The organism is Gordonia sp. KTR9, assembly GCF_000143885.2.
Lineage (GTDB): Bacteria > Actinomycetota > Actinomycetes > Mycobacteriales > Mycobacteriaceae > Gordonia.
In genome coordinates this window covers 5,201,821-5,223,570 of the sequence record NC_018581.1, presented here as the reverse complement: position 1 = coordinate 5,223,570, position 21,750 = coordinate 5,201,821, and the positions used below count along the sequence as shown (strand labels likewise).

The following is a 21,750-nucleotide window of genomic DNA, read 5'->3' as shown; positions in this document are numbered from 1 at the left end:
TCAGCTCGCGACGTTGCTGTGGGCGACTTCGGCCACGATCGCGGCGTTGAACGCTGCCAGGTCGTCGGGTTTGCGACTGGTGATCAGAACGTTGTCACCGTCTCGACACGTCACGACCTCCTCGTCGACCCAGGTGCCGCCGGCATTGATCACGTCGGTCCGCACGCTCGGGAAGGACGTGAGCGTCCGCCCGCGGACCACGTCGGCCTCGATGAGGGTCCAGGGCGCATGGCAGATGGCCGCCACCGGCTTGCCCGCGTCGAAGAAGCTGCGCACGAATCGCACGGCGGGTTCCGAAGTACGCAGGAAGTCGGGGTTCGCGACACCGCCGGGCAGGACCAGCGCGTCGAAATCCATCACCCGAGCGTCCTCGAGGGTGAGGTCGACCGGAAAGGTGTCGGCCTTGTCGAGGTGGTTGAACGCCTGGACGGTCCCCGAGTCGGTGGACACCAGGACGGGCTTTCCGCCGCACGCCTCGACCGACTTCCAGGGCTCGGTGAGTTCGACCTGCTCGGCGCCCTCCGAGGCGACCAGGAAGGCGATCGTGGTGCCGTTGAGTTCTTCGGCCATGCTCGTGTACCTCCTATGCGCACCGCCTAGGGCAGCGGTGCCTCGTCAGGTGCGATACCCGCAGGTGTGCCGCACCAAACGGTCGTACCCCGCCCGGACCCGGCCCGACCGGGGCGTGTTGAATGTCCCCGGGTGACGACTGGGAGGTAGTGGTGGGAGGCTTCGACGGCGTCGCGACGCTGGTTCATCTGGCGCGCGGCGGACAGATCGGTGAGTCGCACGAGACCCCGCACACGCTCATCGCCGACGGGCCGCATCGCACACTGCGGCGGTACGGCAGCGACGACGAGGTGGTCGCGGCCGTCGGCACCGGACGCCGGCCGGTGCTGCTGATCCCGCCGCTCGCGGTGTCGACGGCGTGCTACGACCTCGCCGAGGGACTGTCCGTGGTGCAGTTCCTGCTGTCGACCGGCCGGGTCCCCTACGTGCTCGACTTCGGCGACATGACCCGCGCCGACCGTCACCTGGGGTTCGCCGACTTCTTCGACGACATCGTCCCCGGGGCCGTCGCCGCGACGGTCGCGGACTTCTACGGCACCGACGACCGGCGTGAGTCCGGCTCGCCGTCGGGTACCGCCGACGTCGACGTGCTGGCCTGGAGCATCGGCGGGACAATCGCCCTGCTGACCGCGGCCGCGAACCCGGATCTGCCGCTGGCCTCGGTGGTCGCGGTCGGGACTCCGCTCGATTACGCCAAGGTCCCGCCCTATCCGCTGGTGAAGAACGTGATGCGGCCCGTCGGTGCGACACCGGTGAAGCTGGTCCTGCGCGCACTCGGCGGGATTCCCGCGCCGCTGGTGCGCCTCGCCTACCGAGGTACGGCGTGGCAGCGCGAACTGAAGAAGCCCGGGTACATCCTGCGCAACGCCGACGACACCGACGCCCTCGCGCGGATGAAGGCCATCGACCGGTTCCAGGAGACGATGCCCGGCTACCCGGGCAAGGTGTCCGAGCAGATGTGGGAGAACTTCATCATGCGCGGCGAGCTGGCCGAGGGCGTGCTCGACTTCGACGGCCGCGTCGTCGATCTCGCCGAGGTCGCGGTACCGGTCGCGCTGTTCGGCAGTCACCGGGACGCGATCGTCAGCTGGGCGGCGGCCCATCACGGGGTCGAACTCCTGGCGGGGTCGCCGCACGTGGACTTCACCACCGTCGAGACCAGTCATCTCGGGCTGATCGCCGGGTCCGCCGCGGTCGAGTACACCTGGCCGCGGATCGACGAGTTCCTGAACGGACTGGACCGCCGCGACCCGTAGATGAAAAAACCTTCATCTACGACTCATGGGCGGCTCACCGGAGTCCGACAGAGTCGTCGGCATGAAGATCTCACGAGTACTCGCCACCCTCGCTCTCGGTGCGCTCGCGGTCGCTGTCGTGACCGCCAGCTTCTTCCTCATCCGTTCGCCCGAGCCCGACCTGGCGTCCGACGCGGTGCCGGTCGATGTCGCGTCGCAGACGGCCCAGACCGCGGCGCCCAAGGCCCAGACCCCACCGGCCCCTGCGCCCGTTCCGCAGATCCCGGCCGGTGCGCCGGTCCAGCGGGCCGTCCCGCCGAATCTGAACTCCGACGACGATGACTGGTGCGACGTCCGGGCGGTCGACCGCGACGACGACTGCGACGACGATCGCGGCGGCTGGGACGATCAGGACGACAACCGGGATGACCAGAGCGACGACCAGGGCGACGACTGGGACGATGGCATCGATGACGACCAGGACGACTGACGACGCCGACGGGCCGAGATCAGCCGGCGCCGGGAGCGGAGCGAGCGGGCCGAGAACAGCCGAGAGCGTGGGTGTGCGACAGCGCCCCGCGCTCTCGGCGCGCTGGCGTATCACGGCCTGGATCATGCTCACCACGTTCCTGCTGCTGGCGGTGGTGTTCGTGGTGACCCGCAACCTGCTGCTCCGCGACGTCGACAGCCGGGCCAATCATGACGTCGCGCAGGAGGCCAGCGAGTTCCGGACGTTCGCGGCCGAGGGGGTCGACCCGACGACCACCGAACCGTTCACCTCGGTGTCACGGCTGCTCGAGGTGTTCCTGTCCCGGCAGTCTGCCGGGCAGGGCGAGGTCATGGCCGGTGTCGTCGGTGACACCGAGATCCTGGAACTGCCGGGTAATGCATGGCCGGCTGCGGGCGAGGGACCCCGGGTGCTCGACGAGCTGCGAGCCCAGACCGGTCCGGCCGGTGTGCTGATGACCGACCACGGTGAGATCCGCTGGGGGAAGGTCGATCTGGAGCCGGTCGGTGCGTCCCCGGCCGACCCGGCGGCGGCGCAGCCGGGGACGTTCATCGTCGGCATCTACACCGATCCCGGGAGGGAGTTGGTGGACCGCACGATGCGGGTCCTCGCGATCGTCGGCCTGGCCGGCATGATCGTCACCACCGGTGTCGCCTACCTGGTCGCCGGCCGGATTCTGGCGCCGGTGCGCAGCGTGCGGGTGGTCGCCGCGGAGATCAGTGAGAACGACCTCACCGCACGCGTGCCGGTCATCGGACGTGATGACGTGGCCGCGCTGGCGCAGACGTTCAACGCGATGCTCGACCGCATCGAGGACGCCTACACGACGCAGCGTCAGTTCGTCGACGACGCCGGCCACGAACTGCGCACACCCATCACGGTCGTGCGCGGTCATCTCGAGCTGTTGCCCGATGATCCGGAGGAACGACGCAAGACGCTCGACCTCGTCGACAGCGAGCTGGGTCGCATGGGGCGCATCGTCGGGGACCTGCTGCTGTTGGCGAAATCCGAGCAACCCGACTTCGTGGTTGCCAGGACGGCTGATGCGGCTCAGCTGATGCTCGACATCGAGTCGAAGGTCCAGCCGCTCGGTGATCGGGAGTGGTTGCTCATGGAGGTTGCCGAGGGGACGTGCATCGTCGACCACGAGCGGATCACCCAGGCGATGCTGCAATACGCGTCGAACGCGGTCCGCCACACCCACGACGGCTCCGTGATCCAGCTGGGGTCACGGTTCGCCGGTGCTGGCACGCAACGCCACCTGTCGATCTGGATCACCGATGACGGTCCGGGCATCGAGCAGGAGGACGCGGCGCGGATCTTCGAACGTTTCCAGCGCGGCCGGAGCGCGTCGGCACCGGAGCACTCGGCCGGCGCCGGCCTGGGTCTGGCGATCGTGCGTGCCATCGCCGACGCCCATCATGGCGTTGCCTGGGTGCGAAGCATCCCGGGTCACGGTGCGACGTTCGGCATCGACGTCCCGGCCCCCGACAACTCGTACGCCGGCGCGGCGCCGTCGGCGCCAGGAGAAGGAGAACGGCGATGAGCCGTGTTCTGATCGCCGAAGACGACGCGAGGATCGCCTCGTTCATCGGCAACGGCTTGCGTGCGGCGGGATACAGCACCGAGCACGTGTCCGACGGACTGTCGGCGCTCGAAGCCGTGCGCGGCGGCGGTTTCGACATGGTCGTCCTCGACATCGGTCTGCCGTCGATGGACGGGTTCGACGTGCTGTACTGCATGCGAGGCGAGGGGATCACGACGCCGGTGGTCGTGCTCACCGCCCGAGACAGCGTGAGCGACACGGTGAGTGGGCTCGAAGGCGGGGCCAACGACTACATGACCAAGCCCTTCCAATTCGCCGAACTGCTCGCCCGAATCCGGCTCCGGCTCGTCGACGACTCGGCCGTCGCGTCGGAGAACCTGTTGGCCGCCGGGGATCTGCGGTTGGATCTGAAGTCGCGGCGGGCGCGGGTGGGCACGGACACGATCGATCTCACCGCGCGCGAATTCGCACTGCTGGAGGTGTTTCTCCGGCACCCCGATCAGGTGCTGTCCCGCGAGCAGATCCTCGGCCACGTCTGGGGTTACGACTTCGACCCGGCCTCGAACGTCGTCGACGTCTATGTGCGGGCGCTCCGGAACAAGATCGGCTCGCATCGACTGGAGACGGTGCGCGGCATGGGATATCGGCTTCGCGCAGTCGACTAGGCGGCCCTCACCCCGGCGCGACGCTGAGCCAGTCTGCGAAACCGGACGGGTCGTGCCGGCCCAGCGCCCCGTGTTCGAAGAGTCCCCATCCGGTGCGGGTGGTGCCGTCGGCCTCACGACATTCGGCGCGTCCGACGTGGTCGATCACCCCGAACGGCGTGCGCCCGACGATCTCGGCGCTGGTCATGTCGTAGGTGAGGCGTTCGGTGAAGTCCGCTCCACGCCAGACGCCGTGGGCCCAATCGGGGTCGCCGCCGTATCCGCCGCCCACGTGGATCGGCACGGGGAGCAGCGAGTGGACCGTCAGCGTCACTTCTGAGCCGCCCGCGCCGGTTGTGGAGATCGTGGCGCCGGTGGGGACCCGGGTGCCGGGTGCGTAGTCGACCGAGACCCGGGGCCACCCGAGTTGCTCCACGCGCCCGTCCTTCCAGACGCGCGAACAGTCGTTGAGCGTGCGGTAACCGTCGGGGTCCTCCTGGATGATGACGACGAGCTGGAAGTCGTCGAAGGCCATCGGGACGTACAGCCACCACATGCCTTCGAACGGCGGGTCCGACGGCCGTCCGGCCGGTTCGGGCTCACCGACCGGCCGGATTCCCCACGACCGATCCCGGGTCCCGACCCAGGTCGACGGGTCCACGTCGATGTGTTCACCGTCGATGGTGATCGATCCGCGCCAGCTGCCGACCTGCGCGAACCGTTGCGCGTCGAGGGTGACCTTCGAGCCCTGCCGCATCACGTGCGGTTGCTCGAGCAGGGCGTCGAACAGGCCCTCCCAGTGCAGATCCAGGGCGATGCCCTCGGTCTCGGCGACCGTCAGGTGGAGGGCGCGCAGCGGATCGTCGACGGCCAATCGATAGTTGCCGACGCGCTGTTCGAGCCGGTTGTCGTCGATGGCGTCACCGAAGTGCACAGCGGTCTGGGTGTCGATCCCGTCGGGCCTCCGCCGCCGGATCAGGACGAAGGCGTCCTTGACGCCGAGGTTGGGGTAGTACCCGATGCCGGTGATGAGGAAGATGGTGCCGCTGCGGTCGTGCGCGTTCAGATAGGCGCGGTCGTAGAAGTTCCGGTCGCTGTTGCCCGGCCACGCGATCGGCTGCGGTAGTTGATGAATGGGATATTCGTCCATCGGTCCCAGGCCGGATCGGCTCATGCGATCAGTCCTCCTCGAGGAGTCGTTCGAGCAATGGTCGGTGGTAGAACAGGGTGCCGTCGACGTCGTCGGGGCGTTCGAGTTCGCCGAAGTGCACGCGGCGGGCGCCGGTGCGCATGAAGACGCAGCACCACTGCACCGCGGCGTGCACGTAGAACCAGCGCAGGTCGCCCAGTTCGACGCCGGTTCGCTGCCGGTAGGTGTCGCGGACGTCGTTCTCACGCAGCAGGTCCGGCAGACCCGGGAGGCCCGCCATCGTCGCCAGTTCCTGAAAGACCCGGTGCGCGAACACCACCCAGGCGATGTCGAGTTCGCGTGGACCGGTGCGCGCCATCTCCCAGTCGAGGACCGCCGTGGGGGTGAAATCGACGAACATCACGTTCCCGATACGTGAATCACCCCAGGACAGAACGGGTTCGGTCCTCGCGATATCGTCGGGGAAGTTGTCGGCCAGCCAGGCGAGTGCCCGTTCGACCAGAGGCGACCGACCGATTCCGTCCACCGAGAAGTCGTACCAATCCCGAAGCCAGGCGAGCAGACGGGCGAGGAGGGTGTCGCCGGCGGGGAGGTCGTCGGCGAGGAAGCCGAAGTGCCGCGCCGCGTCGGGGATGGAGTGGAGGTCGGCGATCACCCCGACGACCGACTCCTGGGCGCGGCGGCGGTCGGACTCGGCGGCGTCCCCGAACCAGTTGTCGCCGAACGTGTACGGCATCACGTCGGGCGGGACCTCGCCCTCGCATCGGTCCATCAGGAAGAACGGCGCACCCAGCAGTGAGCCGCTGGGCTCGAGGTGGTGGACCGCGGGGACCGGGACGTCGCTGAACCGTGCGATCAACCGCATCGTCTCGTACTGGTGATCCATCCGGTAGGAGCGGAAGACGGGGACGTCGGCGCTCGACGGGGCCATCCGCATCACCCAGTGCCGGGTGGGCTCCCCGGGCCAGGACACCGACACGGGGATGGTCTCCGACGACATGCCGTTGCTGTCGACGCCGGCGGCCACCGTGACCTCGGGCGCGGCGTCGGGAGTGTCGTCCTGCTCGGCCAGCCAGCGTGCGAGCGTGTCCGGGACCGAGGTGTTGTCCCGGCTGGAGCGTTGCAGGTGGTCGACCTGCTCGACGGCGGGTTCGGTGGCCATGGGCACCCCCAGAGATCATTACCGACAGATTCGCTACGGTGAGTAGCGTTATGACATCAGAACGGTCGCGCGGTTCGCAGCGACTTCGGGAAATCTCCGACGGGAAGGTGGGCGATGAGCGCTGAGACGACAGGAGTTGCCTCGGGGCGTCCGCGTGACCCCCGTATCGACTCGGCGGTGCTCGACGCCGCGGCGGAGCTACTCGTCGACGTCGGATACCGCAAGCTGACGATGGCCGCGATCGCTGATCGCGCGGGGACGACGAAGACCGCGCTCTACCGCCGCTGGTCGGGCAAGGCGGAGCTGGTGCACGATGTGGCGTTCTCCCGGATGGCGCGGCTACCGCCGTCCAGGGGTGCGGTCGAGGCCGATCTCCGGATCATGGTGGCGGCGGCGCGCGATCTGTTCGCCAGCCCGGTGACCCGCGCCGCACTGCCCGGGCTCATCTCGGACATGGCTGCCGAACCCGAGCTCGCGGCGCGCGTGCACGCCGGCTTCGCGGACGTGTTCGGCGCGTTGCGTGACCGGCTGGTGGTCGCGGTGGAGCGCGGCGAGGTGCACCCGGATGTGGATCCGGACCGGCTCATCGAGGCCGTCGGCGGGGCGGCGATGTTGCACGCACTGTTGCTCGACGACCGCGAATTCGACACCGCGTGGGCCGATCAGCTCAGTGCACTGGTCGTGCACGGAGTTCTCCGATGAGAACTCCGAACCCACCTACACTCGTGGGATGACCACACCGAGCATCAACACCGACGATGTCGTCGAGCAGATCCTGTCCACCTACGACGCGATCACCGTGGTCGGCGCCAGCTCGAATCCGTCGAAAGCCGCCAACGAGGTCCCGGCCTACATGAAGAGCCGGGGCTGGCGGATCATCCCGGTGAACCCTGCGGCCGACGAGATCGTCGGCGAGAAGGTGTACCGAACTCTCGCCGACGTCCCCGAACAGGTCGGCCTCGTCGACGTCTTCCGCCCGGGTCCCGAGTGCGCCGATGTCGCACGGGCGGCCGTCGCGTCGGGTGCGACCGCCCTGTGGCTGCAACTCGGAATCCGTTCGGCGGAGGCGCGGGCGATCGCCGAGGAGGCCGGCCTCCTGTACGTAGAGGACCGCTGCCTGATCATCGAGCAGCGCCGCACCGGCATCGTCCCCGGCTGACGGCAGCGGTGGCCCGGTGAACTTCCTGGACGAGCTCACGCACCAACGACTTCCGCTGTTCCTGCTGTTCGCGTCGTTCGTTGTCACGTTCATCGTCACACGGGTGATCACGCGACTCATCCGGGCGGGCAAAGGCCCCTTCCGGAACAACGTGTCGGACGGTGTCCACGTGCACCACATGGTGCCGGGCCTGATCCTGACGATCGTCGGCGCCTTCGTCTCGGTGGGTGTGAACGGGGCGTCACCAGGCGCGGAGATCAGTGCGGTGCTGATCGGCGTCGGCGCCTCTCTGGTCCTCGACGAGTTCGCGCTGATCCTCCGTCTGCAGGACGTGTATTGGTCACCGGAGGGCCAACTCTCGGTTCAGGTGGTCGCCTTGACGGTCGCCGCGCTGGGGATGGCGGTACTCGGATTCAACCCCCTCGACGACGCGGATGTGGAGCTCGGTCCCGTCGCTCTGGTGGCCACTGTCCCGATCAACGTCGCGTGCGCGTTCCTGTGCGTGTTGAAGGGCAAATTCTCCACGGCCATCGTCGGTGTCTTCATCCCGGTGTTCGCCTGGGCCGGTGCGATCCGGCTCGCCCGGCCACACTCGGCCTGGGCCCGCCGTCGATACTCACCGGCCAAGACGGACAAGGCCCGGGCCCGCGCGAAGCGCTTCGACGACCGCTGGGGCCGTTGGGGACTGAGTATCGGCGACCTCATCGCCGGGAAGCCCACCGATCCCGTGAGCGTGGTGGTGAAGGCGCCGGACGACGCGACGGTCACCGATGCCCGTCCCTCACCCCCGGCCTCGTGATCCGACGGGAGGTGCGGTGAACTACGAGTACTCCTGCGAGATAGTGATGTTCGTCGTCTCGTCGAAGCATGCCTACTTCGGCCGGCCCAAGGACGGACCGGCCGGCGAGGTCGAGACCCGCACACCAGAGTTCGTGGAGGTCGTCGCCGACAAGGGGATTCGCGGAGACCGCTTCTTCGGGGTCCGCGCCCATACCGAGGCTGCGGTGACGTTTCTCGCGCTCGAAGCCTGGTCCGCTGCCGCCGGGGACGCCGACCCGGTTCTGGCACGGCGCAACGTCGTGGTGCGCGGGGTCGAACTCGATCCGCTGCGTGGCCGGGAGTTCGAGCTGGACTCGGGGGCGGGCCCCATCCGATTCCGAGGTGGACGTCCTGCGCATCCGTGTTCGTGGATGGACACCGTCGCCGGCGACGGCGTGCGCAAGGCGCTGATAGGCCGGGGCGGCCTACGGGCGCAGCCGCTGACGTCGGGAACCTTGAGTCTCGGTCGTGCGGTCTTGATCAGCGATGTCGAACTCGACGCCGCCCGCGCCGCCGACCAGGTGCGTCGGGCCCAGCCGTTGTAGCGGGGCAGTAGGAACGGAGACTTGGGCCCTCACTCTGGAGTTGTCAAGGGACGGACGCGGTCCCGAGCTGGGCTCGGGTGCGGAAGGTGCTGCGCGAATGTGTGGCTGGGCCGAGTGTGGCTGGGCGGGTCTGGGTCAGGCGGCGTCGTCGAGTCGCATGGTTCGTCGGTTGTAGGCGGGTAGCGGTCGGCGTCGTGGGTCGATGCTGGCGGGAGGAACGAGCCAGGGATGTCGGTCGAAGCCGAGGATTACGTCCCAGCCGTGGTGATGGACCTGGGTGTGGCAGCGTTGGCAGAGCAGGCAACCGTTGTCGAGATCGGTGGGACCGCCGTCTGCCCAGTGCGCGACATGGTGAACCTGGGTATGTGACGGTGGGGCACCGCATTTGATGCAGCAGGTATCTCGCACGATGACCGCCCTGCGCAGATGTGCTGGGAACAGGCGGTGGGTGTGCCCCATCTGTAGCGGTACGCCTTCGCCGTCGAGGATGATCTCTGTCAGCGACCCGTCACAGGACACCTGTTTGGCGACGGCCTGACTGACCGGTCCGGTCCACGGCATGGTGGCGGGATCAGCGCCGGTGGCGGGGATGGTCAGCATGAGTTGGGTGCGGGGAGATCCGACACTGTCGAGTGTGGCGCCGAGTGCGGCTTGGTCGAGGATCAACTCGAACGCGTCGGCGCGGCGCTGCTCGGCAGTGCGCCGATCGTCGGCGCCGTCGGGTTCGGGTCGCGGGCAGGATCGTTCGTCGATCATGGACAGGAACTTCTCGCCGACCACCTGGGTGAGGTCGGCTCGGATGTCGACACGGCCGTCGTCGGTGGTGTGGGCATTGACCGTGTTCAGCGATGGATCGTCGGCGGCCGGGATACCGGTGTCGGTCGCGTCGGCAATCGTGTTACCGATCGCGCGGGCGTGTTGAAGCACTTGCGTCGGCGTCGCACCGGATAGTGCTTGGGCGATGAGTTCGATCTCGTACTGGGAGCGCTCATCGTCTGAAAGCGCTTCACGACAACGTTTCTCGATCTGGCTATGCCGCGGACGATGGCATCGACGACTTCGGAGGAGGGTCGTCCGTCGGCGGCGTGACGGGCGAGGGTGGGCAGCGTCGGGAGAGCGTCGACGCTTCGCATGGCGCGTAGAGCCGCGGCGGGTGCGTAGCCCATCTCGATCAACACCTTCTTGGTGGTCCCACAGGCCTTTTGTGCGACTCCGAGTTCATCGAGTTCTGCTGCATGCGTGACGATCTGGTGGTCAACGATGTTGCGGATCAGCCGGAGGGTGTCGAGCGCGTCGAAAGTCGCTCTGCCCGTGGGATCGTCGGTGGGCGTGGTGGTCTCGATGAGCTGGTCGAGCAGGGTGGCGAGCTCTGGCATGACTCCACTGTACGGGAACATGTGTTCGGTTACGAGGTTTCTCCACAGCCTATCCGCGCGGAAACCAGTGCTGTGTAGCTATTTTCGGTGACGATACGTTTCTTGCAACAGCAGTGCACTGCAGTCACATCCGTATCACTTCTCCGCCGGAAAGCGGCGATCCTGTTGTCTGCCGGTCGCCCACGCCGGGGGTGGCAAGGTTCCGCCCCCATCCTCATTCGGCTCCTCCGAACACATCCGTGGCCACCTCGACGAAACGCGCCGCAGCAGCGGACGGTTTCGAACCCCACAGCAAGCCGAGATGCGCGGTGCCGTCGACGTCGCGGATCGGAACCCCGGCCACACGTTCGTCATCCGCGACGATTGACTCACTGAGAATGCCGACTCCCATTCCGCTGCAAACCAACTCGATGATCGCTTCCGGTGAGGAAGCTTCAATGGCCGGCCGGATGGGTCCGCCCGCTGTAGCCGCCGCCGCGTCGAACACGCTTCGGATTCCTGCTCCGGAGGGCAGGCAGATGAGTGACCGGTCGCGAAGGGCGGCGAGGTCGATGGTTCGGCCGGGGAGACGGCCGTCCGCGGGCATCACGGCAACGACGCGCTCGGCGATGATGGTCATGGAGGCGACTCCCGGCGGGAGTTCGCCGCCGTATCCGGCCAGTGCGACGTCGAGGCGACCGTCCTCTATCGATGCGATCAACTCGGTCGACGGCGACTCGCGGAGGCTCAGCTCGATCTGCGGGTGAGTCGTCCGGAAGGTGCCCAGGGCTGCGAACAGGGGGGCGATCGTGCACCCCTCGACCATCCCGACCGCCAGGCTCCCGCGGACCAGTCCGGCGACCTCGCTGACGGTTCGGGCGACGTCGTCGGCAGCGGCGAGCGCGCGCCGCGCTGCGGGGAGTGCTGCCCGCCCGGCGTCGGTCAGGCGGACCGTACGAGCGGACCGGTCGAATAGGGCCGAACCGAGTTCCCGTTCGAGGGTGCGGATCTGCGCGCTGATGTTGGGCTGGGTGGTGTGCACGCGCGCCGCAGCCGCGGTGAAACTGCCTTCCGCGGCGATGGCCGCGAAGTACTCGAGCTGCCGGAGTTCCATAACTGTCAATGATAGTCGGCATCTGCAGCATCACTTGGACTTATTCGGGCGTTGGGGAGACGCTGGGGGAACACCGAGAGGAGCTGTCATGACCGACTACGAAATCGCACGCACGCCCGAGGATCTGACCAGGCTGTTCGTCGAGTACTCCAATGCGGGGGACGCGGACGCCGTGGCCTCGCTCTACGACGACGATGCAGTGATGGCTTATCCGCCCGGAGAGGTCACGCGCGGACGGGCCGCTATCCGCGACCTCTGGGCTTCGGTTCTCGCGCACCGGCCCACGTTCGTGCCGGAGCCACCGTTGCCGACCTTGATGTTCCGGGACGATCTCGCACTCACCTCGACGCCGCCGCGTGACGGCGCCGGTGCTCGCGCACAGGTGGTGGCGCGGCGATCCGACGGATCGTGGGTACGGATCATCGACCAGCCGGAGTTCCAGACGCCCGACCACTGAGACTTCGGCACCGATTTTCTGAGGCCGGATTCAGATCTCGTGCTAGCTTCGCTGTGGTGGCGGTTACACCCGCCCGGGCGACGGCGAAGAAGGGACGGATCGGCGTGGCAGTACCGGAAGCAGGCGGTGTCGCCGCGAAGATCGCATCCCGACTCGCCGGCAAGCGCGGTACCCCGATCTCGGTCGAGTCCGCGAGACTGCTGCCCGCGGGCGCGAGTCGCGCCACATACGCCGCCACCCTCGTCGAGAGTTCGGGACGGTCCGAGCCGATCATCATCCGCGCCGTCCCGGCAGCGACCGACGACGGCGGACTGCACGCCGAGGCGCAGGTCCTGCGCGCTGCAGCCGATGCCGGCGTCCCGGTGCCGGAGATCCTCGACGCGGGTTTCGACGAAGACGGCAATGTCCTGGGGTTTCCCTATCTGGCAATGAATTTCATCGAGGGAGAGTCCATCCCCCGCCGGATACTGCGGGACGACGCTCACGCCGGTGCGCGTGCCCGCTTCGTCGATCAGTGCGGCGGGATCCTCGCCCGGATCCACCGGATCGACGTGGCCCAGACGCCCGGTCTCGCCGAACTCGCCGATCCCCTCGACGGGTTGCGGGAACTGTTCCCACGCGAATTCGAGTCCATGCCCGCGGGATTGGTGCTGGCGACGCAGTGGCTCACCGACAACCGCCCCGAACCGTCACCGCGGCAATGCCTCGTGCACGGTGACTTTCGGCTGGGAAATCTCCTCGTCGGCGCCGAAGGCATTGCGGCGGTGCTCGATTGGGAACTCGTCCACCTCGGCGACCCGGTCGAGGACCTCGGCTGGCTGTGCGCGAAAGCGTGGCGCTTCGGAGGATCGTCGCCGGTGGCCGGGATGGGAAGCCGCGACGCGCTGCTGGACGCGTATGCGCGAGAGGCGGGCTGGCGTCCCACCGAAGCCGCGCTGCGCTGGTGGGAGCTCTACGCGACCGTGAAGTGGGGACTGATCTGCGCGGTGCAGGCCGCGCGACATCTCGACGGGGTCGAACGGTCGGTGGAACTGGCCGCCATCGGACGTCGAAGTGCGGAACAGGAATTCGACGCCCTGCTCGACCTGGGCCTCGTGACACCCGAGGTGGTGCCCGATCCGCTGAACGGGTCGTCGACGCCCGACCCGAACGACGGTGTCTACGGCTCGCCGAGCGCGGTCCAACTGCTCGAAGCGGTCGCCGAGTTCCTGCGGTCCGATGCGGTGCAGGCGGAGTTGTCACCGCAGGTCCGCTTCCACACGAGGGTGGCGGGGAACGTCGTCGACGTCGTGCGTCGGCAGACACTCCGGGCGGCACAGGACGCGGCCGCGAGTGCGCAACGCCTGAGTGCCCTCGGGATCGCCGACCAGCGCGCACTCTGTGAAGCGCTGTGGTCCGGTGAACTCGACGGGACCGACGAGAAGGTCCGCGCCGCCGTAGTCGCCGACGTGCGGGCCCGACTCCTCGTCGCCAACCCCAAGTACTTCGCGGTCCCTCATCCGTGACCGCCGGACATCCGATCCCAACCGAGAGGGGTTCATCGTGGACTTCGCACTGCCCGAGTCGCTGAAAGACTACCTGGCCGAACTCGACGCCTTCATCGAAGCCGAGATCGTCCCCCTCGAGCAGGCCGACGACAACATCCGGTTCTTCGACCACCGGCGTGAGGACTCCCGAACAGACTGGGAGCGAGGCGGTCTGCCGAACAAGGAGTGGGAAGCGCTCCTCGGTGAGGCAAGGCGGCGGGCCGATGCCGCCGGTCATTTCCGCTACCCTTTTCCGGCCGAGTTCGGCGGCCGGGACGGATCGAACCTGGCGATGGCGATCATCCGCGAGCACTTGGCGTCGAAGGGGCTCGGGCTGCATTGCGATCTGCAGAACGAGCACGCCATCGTCGGCAACAACATCGGTCTGCTCCTCATGCTCGAATACGGCACGCCCGCGCAGCAGGAGGAATGGGTCGAAGGACTGGCCGCGGGGACGAAGTTCTTCGCCTTCGGCATCACCGAACCCGACCACGGCTCCGACGCCACCTACATGGAGACGACCGCCGTCCGCGACGGCGACGACTGGATCATCAACGGTGAGAAGACGTGGAACACCGGTATCCATGCCGCGCACCGCGACATCGTGTTCGCCCGCACCAGCGGAGAACCCGGCGATGCCCGCGGGATCACCGCTTTCCTCGTCGACCCGCAGGACCCCGGGTTCGCTGTCGAGGAGTACCTGTGGACGTTCAACATGCCGACCGACCATGCACACATCTCGCTGCGGGATGTCCGGGTGCCGGACTCCGCGGTGTTCGGCGCCGAGGGCGCCGGCCTGCAGGTCGTGCAGCACTTCTTCAACGAGAACCGCATCCGCCAGGCGGCGTCCAGTCTGGGTGCCGCACAGTACTGCGTCGACCGTGCGGTGGCATACGCCAACGAGCGTGCCCCTTTCGGCAAGAAGCTGTCGACGAATCAGGCGATCCAGTTCCCGCTCGTCGACCTGCACACCCGGTGCGCGATGATCCGGGCCCTGATCCGCGAAACCGCCTGGAAGATGGACACCCACGGGCCGTTCGCCGCGTCTGCGGAGGTCTCGATGTGCAACTACCAGGCGAATCGGCTGTGCTGCGACGCTGCCGACCAGGCGATGCAGGTGTTCGGCGGACGCGGTTACTCGCGGCACGAACCGTTCGAGCACATCTACCGTCACCATCGGCGCTACCGGATCACCGAGGGTGCCGACGAGATCCAGATGAGACGCGTCGCCGGATACCTGTTCGGTTTCATGTCGGGAAAGGCGCCCAAAGGAGTGCAGTCGTCCTGAGTAGGCTGACCACATGATCGCGGTCATCATCATCGTGGCCACCGTGGTGGTCGCACTGTTCATTCTCGGCGGCGCCGCCTGGTTCGCGTACGACTCGGACAAACGAGTGCGCACCTTCGCGCGATCCACCGACCTGATTCCCGGCCGACCGGGCCGCGCGCCCGATAGCTGGGCCACCGACAACACCCGAGAAGCGCTGCTGCATCGGCGGATTCGGTATGCCATCGCGGACGTGCACGCGAACCCGGCGATCCCGCACGACGACGAACTCGTCGCGGCGCGCAACCGCCTCGACGACGCGGTCTTCGAACTCGACGACCGGCTCATCGCGTCGGTGGACCTCGGCGAGGACGAGGCGACCGAAGCGCTCGATCACGCCGAGGCGGCTGTCAAGGATCTCGAGAAGCTGCCGAAGAAGCTGTGGGAGGCTCCGCGGGAGGAGCAGCTCGCCGATCTGGACCGCGTCGCGCGCGTTCTGACGCGCGGCTGACCGCTCATATCACCGTGGGCCGAGGCGGCGGGTCCGGCTGCGGGGGTGCGGGCTGCGGGTCGGGAGCCGGCGGCGGAGTGGGTACGGGGATCGGCGGTTCCGGTGGCGGCTCCGGGATGGGCTCCGGCGCAGGAATGGGCTCGGGCGGTGGCGGTGGCGGCGGGACCGGTTGACTCATGTCCGGACTCCTCTCGACGCGAACGTCTGGTTCGTCTGGTTTGTCTCGTGATGCCTCCACCGACGCTACGCCCGTGCCGGGGCACGGGCCACCTGGTCGGTGCTAGGAGCCGGCCAGCTCCAGCAGCTTCCGGACGGTCCGCAGATTACGTCCGGTTCCCTGCACACCCAGACCGCGAGCGATGACCGGCGCGGTCAACGTCGAGCGGCCCGCCCCGTCGGCGTAGCGGATGTGCAGATCGGACCCGATGACCCGGACGACGTCCTCGCCGAAGTCCTTGCGCTCGAAGGCGGTCACCTTGTCGGGCGCCGGTTCGCCGGTCAGGAAGTAGACGTAGGAGTACTTGTCGTCGACGATGTCGAACGGATGCGCGTCCAGCGCGGCACGGACCTGGTCGGTCGTGCGGCTGATGACCTCGCGGAACCAACCGTAGCGCTCCTCCATCGCGGTCTCGAGAGCGCGGTCGAACTCGTCCGGGTCGGGAGGTGGCGAACAGATCAGATTGCCCGACGCGATGTAGGTCGTGACCTCATCGGCACCGAGGTCGGTTGCGATCTGGCGCAATTCGGCCATCGGGAGTTTCGCCCCGCCGACGTTGACGGCGCGGATCAGTACGATGCGCCGGCTCACGGACGCACCTTCGACAGGTCGGTCCGCACCAGCATGACGTTGTAGTCGTCCCATCGCGAGACGACGAAGTAGAGGTCCTCTCCCGACGACCGAGGGTGGATGTAGGGCGTGTACAGGCCGCTGGACTGCCTCTGGGAGATGAGCACTCGCTCTCCGCTCCACGGTCCCACGGGTGACGGCGACGTGCGCATCATGATCGTCCCCGCGCGCTCGGTCAGCATGACGAACCGGCCGAGAAAGGCGTTGTAGGCCACCGAGATCTCGCCCACCGGACCGGCGACGATCGGCGCGGCCTCGGCCGGATTCGACGACCACGACGTGCCGCCCCGGAAGTACTGATACCGGTTGAGGTTCAGGATGTCGGCGGGACGGAACCGGGCCACGTGGGCCGAGCCGAAACGCCCATTCGGCGTGCCGTATTGGTAGATGTACTCACCGCTTCGGAGGAAGGCGCCCATCTGAAACCGGTTGTGGCCACTCGCCACCTGGGGAACGCCGGGAATCGTCAGGTCGGTGTTCCAGCGGAGGGTGTTGTTGTCGACGGTCCAGGTCTGACCATTGTTGTGCGACAGGGCGATTCCCGAGTAATTCGTGCTCCACCGGCCGGGGCCGAGCCAACGATGGATCGACATGAAGCTGACGAACTGGGTGCCGTTGACCGAGATCCCGCCGGTGGGGATTCGACCGACCTCGATGTTGCGCACCCCGACCGCGTTGAACATGGGTTGTGCCCATGTCGGATGTGCCGATGACACCGAGGCACCTGACCGGACCGATCCCGGTACGGCGTTCGGGAATCGGATTCCCTTGGCCAGATCGGAGTTCGCGTCACTACGCAGCATCGTGTTGTGCTTCCAGGCCATCTGGCCCGCGCACTTGCCCCATGTGTCGCCGAAGGCCATCAGTATCTGGCCGGAGCCGTTGTCCCACGGCACGCCGACGTCGGTGGCGGTGATACCGAAACGGGTGTCGGTGCGAGCGGGACTTCGCGGACCGGTCACCCACGAGACGGCCTTGCTGGCACCGGTGAGTTTCGGGAGCGGCCCCTGTGGCTTCTTGCCGCCCGCCCGATAGCTGCCGAAGTCGAGACTGCCCCACCCGAGCTCGCTGGACCCCGAACTTCCGGTGCTCCCGACGTCTCCTCCGGTGATGCCGGTGACGTTGCAGACCGCGGCTCGCGCCGGTGCCGGCACAGCAGCGAGCAGACCGCCGGCCAGGCCGACGGCGGCAATGGTTGCGATGACGCGGCGTCGGACATGGTGGGCAGGGCGCAGACGAGTCCGGCTGCGTCGAGGCATGGACGTACCCCCTGAGGAAACGACAGTGGCGTCAGTGTTGCAGAAGTGGCAGGGGGCATCGTCGCCGATGCCAAACCGATGCCGGTGCGTGACCCTTCGAGGCTCGCTCCGAATTGTCGTTCCCCGATTCCGATGAACGACGCGAGCGCTGTTCTCCGGAGGGGGGACGAGGTCGCGAGGATCAGCGGTGAGTGGCCACGACGAACGTGCGGCGGAAGGGCAGAACGGTGCCCCACTCCCGTCGCGGATAGGCCTCGGCGAAGCGTTCCTTCAGGTCGGCGATGAAGCGCTTCCGGAGGTCGTCGGTGAGCGCCTGCAGGTAGGGACGGGCGCCCGTTCCGGACATCCAGTCGAACACCGGATCCTGGCCGTCGAGCACGTGGAAGTAGGTCGTCTCCCACGCGTTGACGTGGTAGCCGCGCTCGGCGAAGAAGTCCAGGTACACCTCGGCGTCGAGACGCGGCAGCCCGCGTAGGTCGCCGAACGCCCCGACATACGGTTCGGTCACGGCGAGCTCGGCGAGAGCCGCGTGGGTCGGCGAGTCGGTGTTGTTCGGGACCTGTAACGCGAACGCGCCGCCGTCGGTGAGATAACCGAGCAGCCGGTCGATCACCCCGAGGTGATCGGGGACCCACTGGAACATCGCGTTGGAGATCATCAGGTCGACCGGCCGGTGCGGCGCCCACTGCGAGACGTCGACGGCGTCGTAGTTGGCGCGCGGGTCGGTGTTGTCGCGGATGGCCCGGTCGACCATCTCCGCCGAGTCGTCGATGCCCAGGATCTCGGCCGCCGGCCAGAGTGCACGCAGGTGCTTGGTCAGATGGCCCGGTCCGCAACCCAGGTCGACCACCGACAGCGGGTTGGTCGGGATCTGCGCGATGAGGTCGAGAAACGGCCGCGCGCGATCGTCGGCGAATTGCAGATAGCGTGTCGGGTCCCACACAGCCATGGGTCCACCCTAGACACCACTGGTGCCCGGCGCCCGAGATGTCGGGAACGCCGTCGGTTTGCCCCCTCGACGAGGGTGCTGCCGGCCATCGCGCCTGCCGTAGGCTTCCGTGCGTGACAGCTTCTGCGAACCCGACAGCCGACGGCTCCTCCGCAGACCCGGGAGCGGGGTCGGACGTCGTCGAGATCTCGACCGACGGTGCCTGCCTGGGCAACCCGGGCCCGGGCGGATGGGGTGCGGTGCTCCGCTACAAGGGCACCGAGAAGCGGATCTCCGGTTCCGAGCCCGATACGACGAACAACAAGATGGAACTCACGGCCGCCATCGAGGGTCTCGCGGCACTGACCAGACCGTCGAACGTCGTCATCTACACCGACTCGACGTACGTCCGCAACGGGATCATGAAGTGGGTCAACGGCTGGCAGGCGAACGGCTGGAAGACCAAGGACCGCAAGCCGGTCAAGAACGCGGATCTGTGGCGCCGTCTGGTCGAGGAGGAGAAGCGGCATCAGGTGGAGTGGCGCTGGGTGAAGGGGCATGCCGGCGATCACTTCAACGAGATCGCCGACGAACTGGCGACGACCGCGGCCCGGTCGGTCGCCCGATGACCCCGGTGGCGGTGGCCCTCGAACCCGTGCGCGACGAGCACCTGGTCGAGGCGATCGAGGGTGCGGGCGGACGGATCGTCGGCCTGGACGACGCGCGGGTGCTGGTGTGGATCGGACCCCCGTCGGACTTTCCGGAGCTGCCCGACACGGTCGAGTGGGTGGCCCTCAAGACCGCGGGGATCGAGGACTTCGTGGCCGCCGACATCCTCGACGACCGCCGCATCTGGACCAACGCGTCGGGCTTCTATGCCGAGAACGTCGCCGAGCATGCGCTGGCGCTTCTCCTCGCGGGACTTCGGCAGATCAACACCGCCGTCCTCCGGCACTGGGACAAGGAGCGGATCGACACCGCGGTCCGGTCACTGCACGGTTCCACCGTGGCCATCGTCGGAGCCGGCGGGATCGGCGCATCTCTCGCTCCGCGCCTCCGGGCATGCGGTGCCCGCGTCGTCGCGGTGAACCGGTCGGGCCGAGAGGTCCCCGGCGCGCACGAGGTCCGCCGATCGGACGAGTTGGTCGACCTTTGGGCGACGATCGACCACGTCGTGCTGGCCGCGCCGGCGACGCCCGAGACACGGCACATGATCAACGCCGACAGCCTGGCCGCGCTGCCCGCGCACGCATGGGTGGTGAACATCGCGCGCGGCCCCCTGGTCGACGAGGAAGCGCTGTACCGCGCGTTGGCCGACGGTCAGATCGCCGGGGCTGCTCTCGATGTGACCGATCCGGAACCGCCCGCCGAGGACCATCCGCTCTGGTCCCTGCCGAACGTGATCATCACCCCGCACGTCGCCAACCCGGCGTCGGGACTGACGCGTGAGCTCGCGCCGTGGGTCGCCGAGAATCTGCGTAGGTTCGCCGCGGACGAGGATCTCCTGTCCGTGGTCACCGTCGGACGGGATTACTGAGGTCTCGACCGGCCGGTTGCGACCGATTTCTAGAACACGTTCTCGTTTTTGGGTTCGACGTGGCATGGTCGACGGGTGATTCTCGACAGATTCCGGATAGACGACCAGGTGGCCATCGTGACCGGCGCGAGCCGGGGGCTCGGGGCGGCGATCGCGGTCGCCTTCGCCGAGGCCGGCGGCGATGTGGTGATCGCGGCCCGCAGCGAGTCCGACCTCGAACAGGTCGCCGAACGGGTCCGTGCCGCGGGCCGGCGCGCCCACACCGTCGCCGTGGACCTCGCCGACCCCGATGCGGCGGCTGCGCTCGCGCAGACCGCGGTCGATGAGTTCGGGCGACTCGACACCGTGGTCAACAATGTCGGCGGTGCGATGCCCCGGCCGCTGTTCGACACGAGTCCCAAGCACCTGCGGGATGCCTTCGATTTCAACGTCGGTAATGCACACGCGCTCGTCGTCGCCGGTGCCAAGCAGATCCTCGCGACCAGCGGTCAGGGTTCGATCATCAACATCACCTCCGCGGTCGGCCGTCTGCCCGGGCGTGCCTACGCGGCCTACGGCACCGCGAAAGCCGCTCTCGCGCACTACACCCGCATCGCGGCGATGGATCTGAATCCGAAGATCCGGGTGAACGGGATCGCGCCGGGCGCCATCCTGACGTCGGCGCTGGAGATCGTCGCGGGTGACGAGGGGATGCGCAGCGCCGTCGAGACATCGACGCCGCTGCACCGGCTGGGCGATCCGGAGGACATCGCCGCGGCCGCGCTCTACCTGGCGTCACCGGCGGGCGCCTACGTCACCGGCAAGATCCTGGAGGTCGACGGCGGCATCATCGCGCCCAACCTCGACCTTCCGATCCCGGATCTCTGATCAATCCGAGCCGCGCTCGAGCGCCCCGGCGATCTGCTGTTCGAGATGTGCGGCCGCCACCTGCGGAACGTCGATGATGCCGTCGAGCTCGGCGCGGACCTTCTTGTAGGCGGCCTGCCGCTCGGCCGGCGTGGCCCCGGCGTCGGCGGCGACGTTGATCAGTTTGCGCGCCCGGTCGAGTGCCTCGCGCTCGACCGGGGAGAAGCCGGACTGCTTGCGACGCCGTGCTTCTCGCTCGGCTGCGTCGAAGGCGGCGGCGTAGTCGCCGACCGCGTCGCGGTACTCGGCGAAATCCGCCGGCGACATCGATGTCGCGGCCGTGGAGAGGTCCGCGGCGGCGGGATCGGGTCGCAGGTCGTCCGCGCGCACCCGGGCCCGGTGGAAGGCGAGGGTCAGCGGCTCGCGCATGTCGGTCATCAGCGGGTACTCGATCAGGGTCGCGAGATCGAGTTCGTAGGCGAACCACTTCTCGTTGAGTGCGTCGTGCTGTCCGAGCACCCTGCGCAGCTGATCGGCCGAGGTCGTCGTGAGCTTGAGCTGCTCGGACTGTGCGGTGGCCTTGATCCGAGCGAGCTCGATCTTGTCCCTGCGCCGCTTCTCGTTGTACTTGCCGATCGAACCCGCCCACCCGCCGACGACCGCGCCGATCGGGAAGATCAGCCACCAGTTGTCCGTGGCAAAGTTGACGATCTCGTTCACGGCTCAACTGTACCGAGACCTGGACGTAGGTCATTAGGGTTGACG

Annotated in this window: 23 protein-coding genes and 1 pseudogene; 15 read left to right on the top strand and 9 right to left on the bottom strand. The window is 67.9% G+C overall.

What is annotated here, in order from left to right:
• Positions 1 to 570, bottom strand: coding sequence for a type 1 glutamine amidotransferase domain-containing protein (locus tag KTR9_RS24125; RefSeq protein ID WP_010844475.1), 570 nt, complete (start codon positions 568 to 570; stop codon positions 1 to 3).
• A 152-nt stretch (positions 571 to 722) separates the two neighbouring features.
• On the opposite strand from KTR9_RS24125, the gene KTR9_RS24120 reads away from it, so the two are divergent.
• From KTR9_RS24120 to KTR9_RS24105, 4 genes are all read left to right on the top strand, one after another.
• Positions 723 to 1,826 carry an alpha/beta hydrolase gene (locus KTR9_RS24120; RefSeq protein ID WP_014928565.1) on the top strand — a complete coding sequence of 368 codons (1,104 nt, stop codon included), beginning with the start codon at positions 723 to 725 and terminating at the stop codon, positions 1,824 to 1,826.
• Between the two features lie 61 nt (positions 1,827 to 1,887).
• Positions 1,888 to 2,295, top strand: coding sequence for a hypothetical protein (locus KTR9_RS24115; protein ID WP_238553994.1), 408 nt, complete (start codon positions 1,888 to 1,890; stop codon positions 2,293 to 2,295).
• On the top strand, positions 2,276 to 3,859 hold the full coding sequence (locus tag KTR9_RS24110) for a sensor histidine kinase (protein ID WP_014928564.1): 1,584 nt from the start codon (positions 2,276 to 2,278) through the stop codon (positions 3,857 to 3,859). The genes KTR9_RS24115 and KTR9_RS24110 overlap by 20 nt, the downstream gene beginning before the upstream one ends.
• Positions 3,856 to 4,524 (top strand): response regulator transcription factor, encoded by a 669-nt coding sequence (locus KTR9_RS24105; RefSeq protein WP_014928563.1) that lies wholly within the window; start codon positions 3,856 to 3,858, stop codon positions 4,522 to 4,524. The genes KTR9_RS24110 and KTR9_RS24105 overlap by 4 nt, the downstream gene beginning before the upstream one ends.
• Before the next feature lie 7 nt (positions 4,525 to 4,531).
• Here the strand turns inward: KTR9_RS24105 and KTR9_RS24100 are convergent, their stop codons facing one another.
• Both KTR9_RS24100 and KTR9_RS24095 read right to left on the bottom strand, forming a co-directional pair.
• On the bottom strand, positions 4,532 to 5,677 hold the full coding sequence (locus KTR9_RS24100) for a hypothetical protein (protein ID WP_014928562.1): 1,146 nt from the start codon (positions 5,675 to 5,677) through the stop codon (positions 4,532 to 4,534).
• A gap of 4 nt (positions 5,678 to 5,681) precedes the next feature.
• Positions 5,682 to 6,815 (bottom strand): phosphotransferase family protein, encoded by a 1,134-nt coding sequence (locus KTR9_RS24095; RefSeq protein WP_014928561.1) that lies wholly within the window; start codon positions 6,813 to 6,815, stop codon positions 5,682 to 5,684.
• Between the two features lie 114 nt (positions 6,816 to 6,929).
• Here KTR9_RS24095 and KTR9_RS24090 point away from each other — a divergent pair, with 114 nt between their 5' ends.
• Genes KTR9_RS24090 through KTR9_RS24075 form a run of 4 tightly spaced genes read left to right on the top strand, consistent with a single transcriptional unit; the run spans position 6,930 to position 9,338 of the window.
• The gene (locus tag KTR9_RS24090; protein ID WP_014928560.1) at positions 6,930 to 7,517 is read left to right on the top strand and encodes a TetR/AcrR family transcriptional regulator; all 588 of its coding nucleotides are present in this window, start codon (positions 6,930 to 6,932) and stop codon (positions 7,515 to 7,517) included.
• Between the two features lie 28 nt (positions 7,518 to 7,545).
• The gene (locus KTR9_RS24085) at positions 7,546 to 7,974 is read left to right on the top strand and encodes a CoA-binding protein (RefSeq protein WP_014928559.1); all 429 of its coding nucleotides are present in this window, start codon (positions 7,546 to 7,548) and stop codon (positions 7,972 to 7,974) included.
• Between the two features lie 16 nt (positions 7,975 to 7,990).
• Complete coding sequence (locus tag KTR9_RS24080; RefSeq protein WP_014928558.1) at positions 7,991 to 8,773, top strand: hypothetical protein; 783 nt, start codon at positions 7,991 to 7,993, stop codon at positions 8,771 to 8,773.
• Positions 8,774 to 8,789: 16 nt separating this feature from the next.
• Positions 8,790 to 9,338: a hypothetical protein gene (locus KTR9_RS24075; RefSeq protein ID WP_014928557.1), complete on the top strand. Its 549-nt coding sequence runs from the start codon at positions 8,790 to 8,792 to the stop codon at positions 9,336 to 9,338.
• A gap of 135 nt (positions 9,339 to 9,473) precedes the next feature.
• Here KTR9_RS24075 and KTR9_RS24070 read toward each other — a convergent pair.
• Together KTR9_RS24070 and KTR9_RS24065 are read right to left on the bottom strand one after the other, a co-directional pair.
• Positions 9,474 to 10,735 (bottom strand): annotated as a pseudogene (locus KTR9_RS24070) (DUF222 domain-containing protein).
• A 193-nt stretch (positions 10,736 to 10,928) separates the two neighbouring features.
• Entirely contained in the window at positions 10,929 to 11,807 is an 879-nt protein-coding gene (locus KTR9_RS24065) for a LysR family transcriptional regulator (RefSeq protein WP_014928556.1), read from the bottom strand.
• Between the two features lie 88 nt (positions 11,808 to 11,895).
• On the opposite strand from KTR9_RS24065, the gene KTR9_RS24060 reads away from it, so the two are divergent.
• The 4 genes from KTR9_RS24060 to KTR9_RS24045 all read left to right on the top strand — a co-directional run bounded on the left by KTR9_RS24060 (position 11,896) and on the right by KTR9_RS24045 (position 15,568).
• The gene (locus KTR9_RS24060) at positions 11,896 to 12,264 is read left to right on the top strand and encodes a YybH family protein (RefSeq protein ID WP_010844462.1); all 369 of its coding nucleotides are present in this window, start codon (positions 11,896 to 11,898) and stop codon (positions 12,262 to 12,264) included.
• 104 nt (positions 12,265 to 12,368) lie between these two features.
• A complete protein-coding gene (locus tag KTR9_RS24055) occupies positions 12,369 to 13,769 on the top strand; it encodes a phosphotransferase family protein (RefSeq protein ID WP_014928555.1) in 1,401 nt (466 codons plus the stop codon).
• Positions 13,770 to 13,806: 37 nt separating this feature from the next.
• Positions 13,807 to 15,078, top strand: coding sequence for an acyl-CoA dehydrogenase family protein (locus tag KTR9_RS24050; RefSeq protein WP_010844460.1), 1,272 nt, complete (start codon positions 13,807 to 13,809; stop codon positions 15,076 to 15,078).
• Between the two features lie 13 nt (positions 15,079 to 15,091).
• Positions 15,092 to 15,568, top strand: a complete 477-nt coding sequence (locus tag KTR9_RS24045) for a hypothetical protein (protein WP_010844459.1) — start codon at positions 15,092 to 15,094, stop codon at positions 15,566 to 15,568.
• 280 nt (positions 15,569 to 15,848) lie between these two features.
• Here KTR9_RS24045 and KTR9_RS24040 read toward each other — a convergent pair whose 3' ends face one another.
• From KTR9_RS24040 to KTR9_RS24030, 3 genes are all read right to left on the bottom strand, one after another.
• Positions 15,849 to 16,376, bottom strand: a complete 528-nt coding sequence (locus KTR9_RS24040) for a DUF1697 domain-containing protein (protein ID WP_010844458.1) — start codon at positions 16,374 to 16,376, stop codon at positions 15,849 to 15,851.
• Positions 16,373 to 17,674, bottom strand: a complete 1,302-nt coding sequence (locus KTR9_RS24035; RefSeq protein WP_014928554.1) for a DUF4185 domain-containing protein — start codon at positions 17,672 to 17,674, stop codon at positions 16,373 to 16,375. Before KTR9_RS24035 ends, KTR9_RS24040 begins: the two co-directional genes overlap by 4 nt.
• A 181-nt stretch (positions 17,675 to 17,855) precedes the next feature.
• Positions 17,856 to 18,623, bottom strand: coding sequence for a methyltransferase domain-containing protein (locus tag KTR9_RS24030; RefSeq protein WP_014928553.1), 768 nt, complete (start codon positions 18,621 to 18,623; stop codon positions 17,856 to 17,858).
• Positions 18,624 to 18,736: 113 nt separating this feature from the next.
• Here KTR9_RS24030 and rnhA point away from each other — a divergent pair, with 113 nt between their 5' ends.
• From rnhA to KTR9_RS24015, 3 genes are all read left to right on the top strand, one after another.
• Positions 18,737 to 19,231, top strand: coding sequence for a ribonuclease HI (gene rnhA / locus KTR9_RS24025; protein ID WP_014928552.1), 495 nt, complete (start codon positions 18,737 to 18,739; stop codon positions 19,229 to 19,231).
• The gene (locus KTR9_RS24020; RefSeq protein ID WP_014928551.1) at positions 19,228 to 20,139 is read left to right on the top strand and encodes a D-isomer specific 2-hydroxyacid dehydrogenase family protein; all 912 of its coding nucleotides are present in this window, start codon (positions 19,228 to 19,230) and stop codon (positions 20,137 to 20,139) included. Before rnhA ends, KTR9_RS24020 begins: the two co-directional genes overlap by 4 nt.
• A 75-nt stretch (positions 20,140 to 20,214) precedes the next feature.
• Entirely contained in the window at positions 20,215 to 21,006 is a 792-nt protein-coding gene (locus KTR9_RS24015) for an SDR family oxidoreductase (RefSeq protein WP_010844453.1), read from the top strand.
• Here the strand turns inward: KTR9_RS24015 and KTR9_RS24010 are convergent, their stop codons facing one another.
• Positions 21,007 to 21,705: a hypothetical protein gene (locus KTR9_RS24010; protein ID WP_044507393.1), complete on the bottom strand. Its 699-nt coding sequence runs from the start codon at positions 21,703 to 21,705 to the stop codon at positions 21,007 to 21,009.
• Positions 21,706 to 21,750 lie beyond the last annotated feature (45 nt).

Bases quoted from the DNA above. Each gene is read 5' to 3' on its own strand.
- KTR9_RS24125 (WP_010844475.1), bottom strand. From the start codon at position 570: ATGGCCGAAGAACTCAACGGCACCACGATCGCCTTCCTGGTCGCCTCG.
- KTR9_RS24115 (WP_238553994.1), top strand. From the start codon at position 1,888: ATGAAGATCTCACGAGTACTCGCCACCCTCGCTCTCGGTGCGCTCGCG.
- KTR9_RS24110 (WP_014928564.1), top strand. From the start codon at position 2,276: ATGACGACCAGGACGACTGACGACGCCGACGGGCCGAGATCAGCCGGC.
- KTR9_RS24105 (WP_014928563.1), top strand. From the start codon at position 3,856: ATGAGCCGTGTTCTGATCGCCGAAGACGACGCGAGGATCGCCTCGTTC.
- KTR9_RS24100 (WP_014928562.1), bottom strand. From the start codon at position 5,677: ATGAGCCGATCCGGCCTGGGACCGATGGACGAATATCCCATTCATCAA.
- KTR9_RS24095 (WP_014928561.1), bottom strand. From the start codon at position 6,815: ATGGCCACCGAACCCGCCGTCGAGCAGGTCGACCACCTGCAACGCTCC.
- KTR9_RS24090 (WP_014928560.1), top strand. From the start codon at position 6,930: ATGAGCGCTGAGACGACAGGAGTTGCCTCGGGGCGTCCGCGTGACCCC.
- KTR9_RS24085 (WP_014928559.1), top strand. From the start codon at position 7,546: ATGACCACACCGAGCATCAACACCGACGATGTCGTCGAGCAGATCCTG.
- KTR9_RS24065 (WP_014928556.1), bottom strand. From the start codon at position 11,807: ATGGAACTCCGGCAGCTCGAGTACTTCGCGGCCATCGCCGCGGAAGGC.
- KTR9_RS24060 (WP_010844462.1), top strand. From the start codon at position 11,896: ATGACCGACTACGAAATCGCACGCACGCCCGAGGATCTGACCAGGCTG.
- KTR9_RS24045 (WP_010844459.1), top strand. From the start codon at position 15,092: ATGATCGCGGTCATCATCATCGTGGCCACCGTGGTGGTCGCACTGTTC.
- KTR9_RS24035 (WP_014928554.1), bottom strand. From the start codon at position 17,674: ATGCCTCGACGCAGCCGGACTCGTCTGCGCCCTGCCCACCATGTCCGA.
- KTR9_RS24030 (WP_014928553.1), bottom strand. From the start codon at position 18,623: ATGGCTGTGTGGGACCCGACACGCTATCTGCAATTCGCCGACGATCGC.
- KTR9_RS24020 (WP_014928551.1), top strand. From the start codon at position 19,228: ATGACCCCGGTGGCGGTGGCCCTCGAACCCGTGCGCGACGAGCACCTG.